The sequence below is a fragment of the Actinoplanes sp. NPDC049802 genome (assembly GCF_040656595.1).
Lineage (GTDB): Bacteria > Actinomycetota > Actinomycetes > Mycobacteriales > Micromonosporaceae > Actinoplanes.
In genome coordinates this window covers 65919-78882 of sequence record NZ_JBFAMR010000013.1, presented here as the reverse complement: position 1 = coordinate 78882, position 12964 = coordinate 65919, and the positions used below count along the sequence as shown (strand labels likewise).

The 12964-nt window shown below is 72.4% G+C and carries 11 protein-coding genes; 7 read left to right on the top strand and 4 right to left on the bottom strand.

The window, feature by feature from the left end; all coding sequences use genetic code 11:
• Positions 1–9: 9 nt before the first annotated feature.
• Positions 10–2949 (bottom strand): AAA family ATPase, encoded by a 2940-nt coding sequence (locus AB0I88_RS12285; RefSeq protein WP_361021809.1) that lies wholly within the window; start codon positions 2947–2949, stop codon positions 10–12.
• 99 nt (positions 2950–3048) lie between these two features.
• Here AB0I88_RS12285 and AB0I88_RS12280 point away from each other — a divergent pair, with 99 nt between their 5' ends.
• Together AB0I88_RS12280 and AB0I88_RS12275 are read left to right on the top strand one after the other, a co-directional pair.
• Positions 3049–3867 (top strand): methyltransferase domain-containing protein, encoded by an 819-nt coding sequence (locus AB0I88_RS12280; protein ID WP_361021806.1) that lies wholly within the window; start codon positions 3049–3051, stop codon positions 3865–3867.
• A 59-nt stretch (positions 3868–3926) separates the two neighbouring features.
• Entirely contained in the window at positions 3927–4577 is a 651-nt protein-coding gene (locus tag AB0I88_RS12275; protein WP_361021803.1) for a 4'-phosphopantetheinyl transferase superfamily protein, read from the top strand.
• A 170-nt stretch (positions 4578–4747) separates the two neighbouring features.
• On the opposite strand, the gene AB0I88_RS12270 is transcribed toward AB0I88_RS12275, so the two are convergent.
• Positions 4748–4909 carry a hypothetical protein gene (locus AB0I88_RS12270; RefSeq protein WP_361021800.1) on the bottom strand — a complete coding sequence of 54 codons (162 nt, stop codon included), beginning with the start codon at positions 4907–4909 and terminating at the stop codon, positions 4748–4750.
• Positions 4910–5236: 327 nt separating this feature from the next.
• On the opposite strand from AB0I88_RS12270, the gene AB0I88_RS12265 reads away from it, so the two are divergent.
• From AB0I88_RS12265 to AB0I88_RS12250, 4 genes are read left to right on the top strand one after another with little or no spacing between them, the layout of a single operon-like run.
• Positions 5237–6001: a 2,3-dihydro-2,3-dihydroxybenzoate dehydrogenase gene (locus AB0I88_RS12265; RefSeq protein ID WP_361021797.1), complete on the top strand. Its 765-nt coding sequence runs from the start codon at positions 5237–5239 to the stop codon at positions 5999–6001.
• Positions 6002–6042: 41 nt separating this feature from the next.
• Positions 6043–7194: an isochorismate synthase gene (locus AB0I88_RS12260; protein ID WP_361021794.1), complete on the top strand. Its 1152-nt coding sequence runs from the start codon at positions 6043–6045 to the stop codon at positions 7192–7194.
• Positions 7181–8773 carry a (2,3-dihydroxybenzoyl)adenylate synthase gene (locus AB0I88_RS12255; RefSeq protein ID WP_361021791.1) on the top strand — a complete coding sequence of 531 codons (1593 nt, stop codon included), beginning with the start codon at positions 7181–7183 and terminating at the stop codon, positions 8771–8773. The genes AB0I88_RS12260 and AB0I88_RS12255 overlap by 14 nt, the downstream gene beginning before the upstream one ends.
• A complete protein-coding gene (locus AB0I88_RS12250) occupies positions 8773–9414 on the top strand; it encodes an isochorismatase family protein (protein WP_361021788.1) in 642 nt (213 codons plus the stop codon). The genes AB0I88_RS12255 and AB0I88_RS12250 overlap by 1 nt, the downstream gene beginning before the upstream one ends.
• A 72-nt stretch (positions 9415–9486) precedes the next feature.
• Here the strand turns inward: AB0I88_RS12250 and AB0I88_RS12245 are convergent, their stop codons facing one another.
• Together AB0I88_RS12245 and AB0I88_RS12240 are read right to left on the bottom strand one after the other, a co-directional pair.
• Entirely contained in the window at positions 9487–10110 is a 624-nt protein-coding gene (locus AB0I88_RS12245; RefSeq protein ID WP_361021785.1) for an RloB family protein, read from the bottom strand.
• Complete coding sequence (locus AB0I88_RS12240; RefSeq protein ID WP_361021782.1) at positions 10107–11330, bottom strand: ATP-binding protein; 1224 nt, start codon at positions 11328–11330, stop codon at positions 10107–10109. Before AB0I88_RS12240 ends, AB0I88_RS12245 begins: the two co-directional genes overlap by 4 nt.
• Positions 11331–11698: 368 nt before the next feature.
• Between AB0I88_RS12240 and fes the strand changes: the two genes are divergently transcribed.
• A complete protein-coding gene (gene fes, locus AB0I88_RS12235; RefSeq protein WP_361021778.1) occupies positions 11699–12880 on the top strand; it encodes an enterochelin esterase in 1182 nt (393 codons plus the stop codon).
• Positions 12881–12964 lie beyond the last annotated feature (84 nt).

Sequence of the window (12964 nt, the reverse complement as noted above, 5' to 3'; positions counted from 1 at the left end):
TCTGGAACGTCATTGTCCGAGCGCGTCGGCGAGTTCGGTTCGGGACCTGATCGCGAGCTTCCGGTAGGTGTGCGCCAGATGGGTCTCCACGGTTCGCCGGCTGAGCGTCAACCGGTCGGAGATCTGCCGGTTCGTGAGCCCGTGCGCGGCGAGACCGGCGACCCGGCGTTCCGCGTCGGTGAGCGCCGCCACGCCGTGCAACGCGGCCCTTCGGGGACGCGCCCCGGCCGCACGCAGCTCGGCACGGGCCAGCCCGGCCAGCCGATCCGCCCCGCCCGCGTCGGCGATCTCCAGAGCGGCGGCCAGCGGGGCCCGGGCCGCGGTCCGCTGGTTGATTCGGCGTAGCGCGCAACCCAGGTCGTACAGGGCACGGGTGTGCTGAAGCCGGGCCGTCGTGCCGGCGGTGACCCGGACGGCCCGCTCGAGCAGGTCGATCCGGCGGCGGCCGGAGACCACCAGCGCGTACGCCCGGAGCGCCCCGCCGAGCGCATCCGGGACACCGGTCCGCTCGGCCGACTCCAGATAGGTGGCCGCGGTGCGGCGCGCGTCCCCGGCCCGGCCGGTCGCGAGATACGCCCGGACCGCGTCGGCCGGCCAGGACGCCAGCACCGGATGGGCGACCGGGAACGCGGCCCACCGGTCGGCGGCCTCGAGCAGGTCGGCGAGCGCCTCGGCGGGGCGGTCCCGGCCGAGCCGCAACCGGGCCCGGACCTGGAGGAACATCGGCGCGGTCAGAGCGTACGGAGGGGGCTCCCCGATCCCGGCGGCGTCGATCGCGGCCTCCGCCTCGGCCGGGCGGCCCGCTTCGGTGAGCGACTCCACCAGCGGGACCAGCGCCCACAGCAGCGCCGCCGCCGGGGTGGTGCCGGTGGTCAGCTTGAAGTCCAGGGCGGCGCGGGACTCCACGGCGGCGTCCCGGACCGCGGCGGCCGGCAACAGCGTGAGAGCCCGCAGGAACCGGCCGTGCGCCACGGCACTCATCCAGCCCCGCTCCAGCGCTCCGGCGATCATGGTGTCGCTGATGCTCCGCGCCCGGTCCAGTTCCCCGGAGGCGATCAACATGATCGCGGCGACCGTGGGCAGCAGCGAGTCGGTCTCGGCGGCCAGCGTGCCGTCGTCCAGCACCGGCGCCAGCAGAGCCAGGCACTCGGCGGGCGGCCGGCCGGCGAACGTCGCCTCGGCCACCGCGTGCACCCGCCACAACTGTGGCCCACCGCCGGCCCGCGCCGCCGCCCCGGTCTCTGGCCGAGGTGTTTGCGGGGACGGTACGTCTCCTCCCGCGGACGGTGTCCGGGTTCTTCGGTTTCGGCTGTCCGGGACGGAGACGGCGGCCTGTTCGGCCTCCAGCCGGGCCAGCGTCTCCACCGGGACGCCGGCGGGCCGGTCCAGGACGAGCCGGTAGAGGCCGTCGGCGGCGGACAGGTCGCCGGCCAGCGCCAGCGCCCGGCCGCATCGCAGCGCGGCGTCGGCGCGGTCGGCGGCGTCGGTGATGCCGGCGACCACCTCGCGGGCCAGACCGGGTACGCCCGACTGGCGTCCGGCGGCCAGCGCCAGTGACAGTTCGAGCCGGATCGCGGGATCGCCGGACGGCTCGTCCAGGGCACGGCGCAGGAAGGTGGCGGCGGCCTCCGGCGCACCCCGCGCGGTGGCGTGCCGGGCCGCGGCGCGCAGCACCGCGACGGCGAAGGCGTCACCGGCCGGTTCGGCGTGCAGCAGGTGCAGTGCGGCCCGTTCCGGGTCACCGGGTTCGCGGGCGGCCTGTTCTGGAGTGGCGGGTTCGCGGGTGGTCCGTTCTGGAGCGGCGGGTCCGCGGGTGGTCCGGTTTGAAGCGGCGGGTTCGCGGACGGTCTGTTTCGGGGCGCCGGTTCCGGTGGCGAGCAGGCGGGCGGCCCGGGCGTGCCACAGTGCGCGTATGCCCGGGCCCATGCCGTCGTGGAGGGCGGCCGCGACGATCGGATGAGCCAGGCACGGGGCGCCGTCCGGTTGGAGCAGGCCGGCCGCCCGCATGGCGTCGCTCAGCACGGCGGCCTGCTCCGGGGTGATCCCGGCCAGGTTCGCCGCGTGCCGCTGGGTGGCGCCCGGCCCCAGCAGGGCCAGGGCGTGGGCGAGGCCGGTGGCGCCGGACGGCAGCCGGCGCAGGCGCTGTTCCACCCAGCGGGCGATTCCCGCCGTACCGGTGGAAGGGGTTGTCCGGTCGTCCTCGGCCAGCATCCGGATCAGGAACGGGTTGCCGCCCGCGGCGGCGTGGCAGTCCCGGATGAGTTCGCCGGTGGCGGACGGCAGGATCTCCCGGATCAGCTCCGCGGTGGCGATCCGGTCGAGCGGTCCGGGCCGGATCGGTGCCGTCGTGGCGGCGGACAGCAACTCGCCGAGCAGCATCGGGTCGGCGGCCGGTTCGCCGGAGCGGATCGCCAGGACGGTCACCGCCGGAAACGCGTCGATCCGCCGGGACAGCGCCACCAGCCAGCGCAGTGAGGGCGGGTCGGCCCAGTGCGCGTCGTCCACACACAGCACCACCGGGGCGCGTGCCGCGAGGTGAGCCGTGAGCCAGAACAGCGCGTGGGTGGCCGCGTGCATCGCCTCGACGGTGTGCCCGACACCCGCCGGGCCGGTGCCGAGTGTGGGGGCGTCAGACGGGTCGGCTCCGAGTACGCGGGCGGCGTGCCCGGCCGGGCCCCGGCAGGCGTCCGCCCAGTCCGGGCCGCCGAGCAGTGGGGCGAAGGCCTGCCGGGCCACGCCGTACGGGAAGTCCTGCTCGATGGGGTTGCCCCGGGCCCGCAGCACGATCCGGCCCGGCGAACCGGTGGCGACCGCGTCGAGCAGGGCTGTCTTACCGATCCCGGCCGGCCCTTCGACGGCGATCAGGCCACCCGGACCGGCGGTGGCCGTGGCGATGCCGCCGGTCAGCGCCGACAGTTCCGCCTCGCGCCCCCACAGCCTCCGGGTCATCGCTCGCTCCGTGGAAAACCTCAGTAGTCGTTCCACGATGAGCCGGTCCGGCGGGACGCGCCAGCCTGGGGTCATCACACCGACATCCGGGAGGACATCATGACCACCACCGACTACCTGCTGGGGCGTTCGGCGGCCGAGTACGAGCGGTTGCGAGCCCAGGCCCGGGTCTGGGAACGGGCGAGCGCGGACCTGCTGGACCGTGCCGGGGTTCGGCCCGGCGGCCGTTGCCTGGACGTGGGGTGCGGGCCGGGCGAGACGATGCGGCTGATGGCCGAGCGGGTCGGCCCGGACGGCCGGGTCACCGGGATCGACCGGGACACGGGGGTCGGCGCCGCGGCAGTCGGCATGCTGCGCGGGGCGGGCCACTCGCAGTGCTCGTTCCTGGCCGGCGACGTCGAGGACGGCGACCTCACGCCGGGCCGGTACGACCTGGTCTTCGCGCGGCTCCTGCTGCTGCACATGACCGATCCGGTGGCCGTCCTGCGCCGGTTGTGGGAGTGGACGGCGCCGGGCGGCCACCTGGTCGTGCAGGACTACGACCTGACCGCGGTCGCGGTGGAGCCGGAGCTGGCCGTGGTGGAGGAGTGGCGGCGGGTCTTCCTCGGCACGTTCACCGCGACCGGCAAGGACGTACGGCTCGGCCGCCGGCTGCCCGGCCTGTTCGCGGCGGCGGGCGTGGGCGAGCCGGACGGGATCGAGGTGGCCGGCCGGATGGAGCCGATGCGCGCGGCCGGCGGGATGCTGGCCGCGACCTACCGCAGTGTCGCGCCCGCCGCGGTCTCGCTGGGTCTCGTCACCGAGCCGGAACGGGACGTCTGGCTCGGCGAACTGGAACGTTCCATGACCGAGAACGGTGGCCACACGGCGGTGTGGCCGTTGATGATCGGTGTCCACAGACAGCGGACGGATCGTTGACGCCGTCTCCCGTCCCACCCCCGCCGGAGCCGCCCGGTGGGGGTGGGACACTCCGGTACGTGCTGGACATCCTTTTGCCCCTGCCGGTGGTCACCGCCGAGGCGTACGCCGACCGGGAGGACGAACCGTGCTTCGCGGGCGAGGAGGACATGATCGCCAAAGCGGTCGCCGGCCGCCGCCGGGAGTTCGTCACCACCCGCCGCTGCGCCCGCGAGGCGCTGGCCGGGCTCGGCGTCCGGCCCGCGCCGATCCGCAGCGGCCCCCGCCGTGAGCCGCTCTGGCCGGACGGCGTGGTCGGCAGCCTCACGCACTGCGCCGGGTTCCGTGGTGCGGCCGTGGCCCGGGCCGCCGACCTGGCGGCCGTCGGCATCGACGCCGAGCCGCACGCACCGTTGCCGCCCCGGGTGATCGACTCGGTCACCGCCCCCGGTGATGTCGAGCACCTCGCCGAGCTGTCCGGGAAGGATCCGTCGGTGCACTGGGACCGGTTGCTGTTCAGCGCCAAGGAGTCGGTGTACAAGGCGTGGTTCCCGATCACCGGGCGCTGGCTCGGCTTCGAGGAGGCGGCGCTGACCGTCGACCCGGCCGCGGGCGCCTTCACGGCCCGGCTGCTGGTGGACGCGCCGTTCCCGGCCCTGCACGGTCGCTACCTGATCGGGAACGGGCTGGTGGTGACCGCGGTGTCGTACCCCGCGACGTCCGGTCGCTGACCGGCTCGCGCGGTACGCGCCGGGGTTCGCGGGACCACTGATCTTCGCCCGGCGGGCGCGGCACCGGCCGGAGTGTCGCCGGGCTCGCGCGGCCCGGACGGAACGGCCCCGATCGGACGGGGCGGGGTCACGCGTACCGGAAACGTTCTGCGGGGTTGGGAAGGGGTTTGTCAGTTCTCTTCCCAGTGCGCGCCGAGCAGGCAGGAACCGCAGCCCCGGCAGGCGCCGTCCCCCTCCACGGTGCCGTCGGCCCGCACCAGGTACGGGCACGGCTCCCCGGTCGGGGTCGAATAGCGCGGCTCCGGCGTCTTCTCAACGGGCGTGGTGGTCATACCTCCATTGGGCCACGCCGGAGCGGCCCGGGTCACAGGCCGAAGGTCCTGCCCGTGCGGGCGGGGTTGCCCGCCGGCCCGACGGTGCCATCGGCCGAGACGGGGGCGCGCGGGTCTCCCGTTCCGCGCCGGTCCACATCGGCGCGTGACGTGATCCCCCCTCCTCGCTCCCGGGCTTCGATGCTAGGTTAGCCTTACCTAACCCCAAAGGAGCGGTGTCACCATGCCCGTGGACTCCGGAAACCCGCGCCGCGACGTCGCCGAGGAGCCCGGCATCAGCGACCGGGCCGAGCCCGCCGGATCGGCCGTGCCTTCCGGAGCGCCGCGATGAAAGGCCTCGCCGGGAAGACCGCGCTGGTCACCGGCGCGGGACAGGGCATCGGCCGGGCCGTCGCGGTCGCGCTGGCCGGTGAAGGCGTCCGGGTCGCCGCCGCCGACCGCCGCGAGGACGGCGTCGCGCTCCTCGCCGACGAGCACCCGGGCATCCTCCCGCGGGTCGCCGACGTCACCTCGGCCGAGCAGGTGGACGGCCTCGTGGACGCCGCCGAGCGGTCCCTCGGCCCGCTCGACCTGCTGGTCAACGTCGCCGGTGTGCTGCACATGGGCGACGTCGTCGACCTCACCGACGACGCCTGGGCACAGACCTTCGCGGTCAACACGACCGGTGTCTTCCAGGTCAGCCGGGCCGTCGCCCGGCGGATGATCCCGCGCCGCTCCGGCGCCATCGTCACGGTCTCCTCGAACGCGGCGGGCGTGCCCCGCTCCGGCATGTCCGCCTACGCCGCGTCGAAGGCCGCCAGCACCATGTTCACCAAGTGTCTCGGCCTGGAACTGGCGCCGTACGGGATCCGCTGCAACGTGGTCGCCCCCGGCTCCACCGACACGCCGATGCAACGGCAACTCTGGACCGACGGCGTACCGGCCCCGGTCCTCGACGGCGACCCGGCCACCTTCCGGGTCGGCATCCCGCTCGGGCGCATCGCCACCCCGGAGGACATCGCCGACGCCGTGCTGTTCCTCGCCTCCGACCAGGCGCGGCACATCACCATGCACGACCTGTACGTCGACGGCGGCGCCACCCTCCGAGCCTGATCACCGACCGGCCACCCCAGCCGGTGAAGGGAGAATCATCCGTGTCCGTCGCAGTCTCCACCCTCGACGGAGCCGACCTGCTCGACGCCTACCAGGCCGGGCAGTCGTCGGTGTTCGTGTCGCCCCGCGGCACCCTCCTCGCCGAGGGCGTGCACACCGAGGTGAACACGTCCGGCCTCACCGACCTGACGGAACAGGTCGCGGCCGTCCTCGGCACGTCCCGGCACCCGGTCCGCACCGTCGTCGGGGCCGTCCCGTTCGCACCCGACGCCCCGGCCCGTCTCGTCGTGCCACGACGCCTGCGGCGCGCGCCCGTCCTCGGAGCCGCGCCCACCGTCCCGGCCGCTTCGGCGGCCCGGGAGAGCCTGCCGGCGATCCCCGACCCGGGCTACGTCGCCGCGGTGGCCCGCGCGGTCGAGGAGATCCAGGCCGGCGAGTACACCAAGGTCGTGCTGGCCCGTGCGCTGCGGCTGGCCGCCCCCGGCTTCGACCCGGCCCCGGTGGTGCGCGCGCTCGCGTACGGCGGTGCCGGCACGTACACCTTCGGCATCGATCTCGGCGCCGGGCGCACCCTGCTCGGCGCCAGCCCCGAACTGCTGGTGTCCCGGCACGGCCGGACCGTCTCGGCGAACCCGCTCGCCGGATCCATCCCGCGCAGCACCGACCCGGCCGAGGACGCCCGGCGTGCCGCCGGCCTGCTGGAGTCCACGAAGGACCTGCACGAACACACCTTCGCCAGCGAGGCGGTCGCCGAGGGCCTGCGGCCGTTCTGCCGGAACCTGCGGGTGCCGTCCGAACCGACGCTCACCGCCACCCCGACGATGTGGCACCTGGGCTCCCGGATCACCGGCGAGATCATCGACCCGGACGTCTCCTCGATGGCCCTGGCCACCGCCCTGCACCCGACCCCCGCCGTCTGCGGCACCCCACCGGCCGCGGCCCGCCGGGCGATCGCCGAACTGGAGCCGTTCGACCGGGGCTTCTTCGCCGGCATGGTCGGCTGGGCGGACGCCGACGGCGACGGCGAGTGGGCGGTCACCATCCGGTGCGCCACCGCCGGCCCGGAAGGCCTCGACGTGTACGCCGGCGCCGGCATCGTGGCCGCCTCCGACCCGCACGCCGAACTCGCCGAGACCACCGCCAAGCTCGGCACCATGCTGACCGCCCTGGGAGTGTTCGATGTGGCCCGATGACGTCGCCGAGCGTTACCGCAAACTCGGCCACTGGACCGGCCAAACCCTGTTCGGCCTGCTCAGTGAGGCCGCCGACCGGTTCGGTGACCGGGACGCGGTCGTCGACGGCGACGCCCGGGTCAGTTACCGCTCGCTCCACGACCGCGCCTCGCGCCTCGCGGCGGGCCTGCACACCTTCGGGGTACGCAAGGGCGACCGGGTCGTGGTGCAACTGCCGAACACCGCCGCCTACTTCGACGTGATCTTCGCGCTGTTCCGGCTCGGGGCGCTGCCGGTCTTCGCCCTGCCCGCCCACCGCAGCGCCGAGATCGGCTACTTCTGCTCGCACACCGACGCCGTCGCCCTCATCACCACCGACGTGTACGACGGCTTCGACCACCGGACCCTGGCCTCCGTGGCCGGCGGGGCCCGCGTCATCGTGGCCGGCGACCCGGGCGAGCACACCGCCCTCGGTTCGCTCTACTCCGAGGGCACGGCGCCCGACGGCCCGTCCCCCTCCGACCTGGCGTTCCTCCAGCTCTCCGGCGGCAGCACCGGCCTGCCGAAGCTGATCCCGCGAACCCACGACGACTACCTCTACAGCGTGCGGGCCAGCGCCGAGATCTGCGAAATCACCCCGGACACCTCGTACCTGGTGGTCCTGCCGGTGGCGCACAACTTCCCGATGTCGTCGCCCGGCGTCCTCGGCGTCTTCCACGCCGGCGGCAAGGTGGTGCTCTCCACCACACCCGACCCGGCCACGGTGTTCCCGCTCATCGAACGCGAGCGGGTCACCATCACCGCGCTGGTTCCGCCACTCGCCCTGATCTGGCTCGACGCCGCGGCCGGCTCCCGGCCGGAACTGTCCAGCCTGGAGGTTCTCCAGGTGGGCGGGGCGAAACTGCTCGACTCGGTCGCCGCCCGCGTCCGGCCGGTGCTCGGCTGCAAACTCCAGCAGGTCTTCGGCATGGCCGAGGGCCTGGTCAACTACACCCGCCTCGACGACGGAGACGACATCGTCCTGCACACCCAGGGCCGGCCGATCTCCCCGGACGACGAGGTGCTGGTGGTCGACGACGACGACATCCCGGTTCCGGACGGAACGGTGGGGCATCTGCTGACCCGCGGGCCGTACACGATCCGCGGCTACTGGCGGGCCGACGAGCACAACCGGACCGCGTTCACCGACGACGGCTTCTACCGCACCGGCGACCTGGTCCGCCGGCTCGACGGCGGATACCTGGTCGTCGAGGGCCGGGCCAAGGACCAGATCAACCGTGGCGGCGAGAAGATCGCCGCCGAGGAGGTCGAGGATCACCTGCTCACCCACCCGGCCGTGCACGACGCCGCGGTCGTCTCCGTGCCGGACACCTACCTCGGTGAGCGCAGCTGCGCCTTCGTCGTGGTCAAGGACGGCATGCCCGCCCCGAAGCTGCGCGACGTCCGCGTCCACCTGCGGGAGCGCGGACTGGCCACCTACAAGATCCCCGACCGGCTCCGGGTGGTGCAGAGCTTCCCGGTCACCGGCGTCGGCAAGACCAGCCGCCGCGAACTCCGCGCCCTCCTCCGCGATCTCGCCGCCTCGAAAGGAACAGCCTGATGCTCCCCCGCATCACCCCCTATCACGTGCCGAGCGGCTTCAGCCGGGACAGCGGCAAGGTCGGCTGGCGGGTCGACCCGTCCCGGGCCGCCCTGCTCGTGCACGACATGCAGAACTACTTCCTGGCCCCGTTCGGCACTGCCGACAACGCCCTGCTGTCCAAGGTGGTCGGCAACATCGCCGAACTGCGCGGGCACGCCGCCCGTACCGGCATCCCGGTGTTCTTCTCCGCTCAGCCCGGCGGGCAGTCCCGGGAGGAACGCGGCCTGCTCCAGGACTTCTGGGGCGACGGCCCGCCCGCCGACCCGCACGCCCTCGCCATCACCGAAGCCCTGCGCCCGGCCCCCGGCGACGTGGTCCTCACGAAACGCCGCTACAGCGCCTTCGTCGGCACCGACCTGGGCGACCTGCTCGGCGCCCGCGACCAGCTGATCGTCACCGGCGTCTACGCCCACATCGGAGTCCTGGCCACCGCCCTCGACGCCTTCATGCGCGGCATCGAGCCGTTCGTGGTCACCGACGCGATCGCCGACTTCAGCCCGGCCCACCACGCCGACGCCCTCCGCCACATCCAGACCCGTTGCGGGGTGGTCGCCCCCACCGCGGAACTCACCGCCGACCTGCTCACCCCCACCGCCTGACCTACGCCGGGCCACACGATCAGGCCCGGTGCGCCGGCACCTCCTCGGTCTCGGCACACCGGGCCGTCCCCATCAGCCCTCAATCGCCTTCAGGAAGCGGTGCATTCCGGACGAAGGATTGTCGTTCGGGAACAGCTTTCCCGCGCTCAGATGCCGTTTCTCCAGCAGCGCGGCTCGCCGTGCGGCCTCCTTACGGAGCGGCATGTAGACGCCGACGTCGATGCCCTTGCCCCTGCGCCCGTCGAGCGCTCGGCTCGCTCTCTCCACCACATCGGTGTTCTCGAAGCGGGTGTGATCCTGGTGATGCAGGATGAGCCAGATCTCGAAGCAGGGGTTGGAGATGGCCAGCCTGATGTCGTGCGCCTTGGCCAGGGTGATGGCCGCACGCAGGCTCGGGTGGTTCTGCGGCCACTCGACGTCGAAGAGGCACCAGCATTCGTCCACCTCAGGGTCCTTCTTGCGCTCGACCGCCATCCTCACGAGCGTGATCGGCGCGCCCTGATCAGGGTGGATCTCCAGGTTGAGTGCCGTGTTCGCCGCGACATGGGGTAACCGTTTGATGCCGTTGACGTAGTCCGGCTCGGACTTCGTTCCTTCGCAGAAGACCACGACGGTACGAAGCTCCGGTCGCTTTCCGGTCACCCGTTTGAGCGGTTTGCCGCCCTTTCGGCGCTGGCCGGCACCGTCCTGTCTCATCCGATCAGGCCCAGAGCGCGGAGGAGAGCAGTCTGATCGACTTGCGGGAGCGCCCCGAAACGGCCGTGCAGGTAGGCGTTCTCCAGGTTTTGAGAGCGGCGGACGCGCTCGCCGGCGAACTCGGCCAACGCACCGAGCCGGGTCCTTCCGTCTTCGCCCTTCTCGGTGAGCCAGACCTCGTCTCGGTTCAAATGATTGAGGAGGCTGGTGTCGTGAGACGTGAAGATCAGCTGAGCGCCGTGGGGGTTGAGTACCGGACTGTGGAAGATCCGCAGCAACTCGGCGGAGAGTGTGGGATGCAGGCTGGCGTCCAGTTCGTCGAAGACCATCGTGGTGCCCTGACGGAGAGTGTTCAGTAACGGTCCGATCAACCGGAACCAGGTCCGTGTTCCTTCCGACTCCTCGGAGAACTCGAGTGGCGCGGTCCTGTTCCCGGTTCTGTGTGTCAGCCGCAGGCGGCGACGGAACTGCGGTTCCTCAGGAGAATCGAGGAACGTGATCACCTCTTTCTCGATCATGACGTCGACGATCCCGAGGTCAGCCAATTGCAGAAGGGCGAGAGCCTGTCGCCTGTCCTCCGAGCGCGAGGAGCCCTCGAAGAGCGTCGGCTGCTCCTCCTGCTCGAACCAGCGCATGGTCGTGTTCAAATTCAAGATCGACCGTGGGTCCCTGAGGCCACGGGAAGCCTTCCGTGAATCACGTGGCAGACCGAACACCGCCATGCTCGTCAGTTCTTTGCTGAAACCTGTCACGAGCGGGTCGTCGAAGCGGCGTGCGGCGGCAAGGGCGAGTGTTGTCGGAGTGAGCAACTCGCGGGTTCCGGAGAGGCCGCCGAGGCCTCGCTGCAACTTGAGGTCGAGACCCTCACGTTCGAAAACCCGTCGGCGCTTTCGCTCCGGGTAGTGGAAGAGGCCCTCGTAATGGACGCTCTCCCGGTCGAGACCGAGCAAGTACTCGAACCGGATGCCGTCGACCAGAGCCTCCAACACGAACTCGGTCTTCTGGGACGGTCCGTCGCCGAAGGCGAACGGCTCGATCGGGATCTCGTCGTCCCAGTAGCGAAGCGAGTGCACCACCGCATCCCGCAGCCAGGCCAGAGCCGCGACGACATTCGACTTCCCGGAGGCGTTCGGCCCGTAGACGGCCGCCACGGTGAGAAGGCTCTCGCCAAGATGCGGGGCTTCTCGTGCCCCGTCACGGTCCCGGTCGACCGCCACCATCGACAGTTCCGCGTTCTCCGCGAGGGAGCGGAAGTTGGAGGCCTCGAATCGGATCAACACCAGGCAACTTTACCTACATCCAACCTCCCGTCAAGCAGCCATTTTCGTCAGATCTCAACGAAAATGCCCTTGTGTCAGCGCTCAGATGGCAGCGGCGCCGCCCGGGCCCATGGTGGTGGCCCGGCCCGCGACACCGGCCGGAAGGGCCTCCATAGCACCTTCCTCGGCACCGACCCGGCCGACCAGTTCAGGGGTGGGCTGGGTGTTCAGCTCGTGAGAGAGTTACCAACCGAAGTCGAAGATTGGGCAAGAGGTCCGAGATGCCGTCAAACGTGCCGACCACGTCGGTGCCGCCTGAGGTGCCGCGGGTGTGGCCTCCGGTCATCGTCGAGAGCCCTCGAATCGAGGCCCTGCGGGCGGCCGGCCCGACCGCGCTCGACCGGTTCTGGGCCGAGATCGAACGTGACGGATCGCCCCTCGTCGAGAAGGACGGCGACGCGACGCTGATCACCTTCCTGTGGCGGGAGCGGGAGCCGGTGCGGGACGTTCTCGCCCTCGTCAACAAGCTGGTGGACCGCTCGGATTTGGCCCGGTCCCGGATGCGGCACATGCCCGGCACCGACCTGTGGCACCTCACCTACCGGGTCCGCGACGACTGGCAGGCCACCTATCACCTCGCCCCCGACGACGGATCCGGTGACCTGCGGCGGGCGGCGGCGAACGGGGTGCCCGATCCGCTCAACCCGGTGACGTTCCCGCAAGAGCGACCGCCGCACAAGTCGGTCGCCGCGGCTCCCGCCGCCACCCCGGAACCACGCTGGTGGCGGCCCGACCCCGCGGGACCGGCCGGAATCGTGGACGAGACCACCGCCGGCGGCCGCCGGGTGTGGCGCTACCGGCCGCCCGGCCACACCGCGGACGCCGGACCGTACCCCCTGCTGGTCCTGCTCGACGGCGACCTGTGGGCCCCGTTGCTGCCGGTTGCCCCGATCCTGGACAACCTGATCGCGGCGGGCCGCATCCCGCCCGTGGTCGCCCTGCTCCCGGACGGCGCCGACCACGCCACCCGCTCCACCGAATACGCCTGCCACCCCGGGCACGCCGAATTCCTCGCCACCCTTCCCGGAACAGCCGGCCGTGACCTGGCGCCGACCACCGACCCGTCCCGTACCGTCATCGCTGGCCAGAGTCTGGGCGGTCTGATGGCGGCGTTCACCGCGATGACCCACCCGAACCGCTTCGGCAACGTGCTGAGCCAGTCCGGCGCGTTCTGGTGGAAGAGCCACACCCCCGGCGACGAGGAGGCCGAGTGGCTGGCCCACCACATCGCGGTCACCGATCGCCGCCCGATCCGCTGGCACGTCGAGGTAGGCCTGGACGAGTGGGTCACCCTCCGTCCCAACCGTCACCTCCGTGACGTCCTGCTGGCTCGCGGCTACCCCGTCACCTACGCCGAGTTCGCCGGCGGTCACGACCGCCTCTGCTGGCGGGAACGCCTCGGCGACGCCCTCACCAACCTATTCACCGAAGAATCCTTCCGGTACGCGTGACATCGCCCCGCCACATTCGGGCCGTTCCGCCCGTGCCTGATCGGGCGGCTGGCGCCGCACGATCCGACCCGGGCGGCTGGCGCC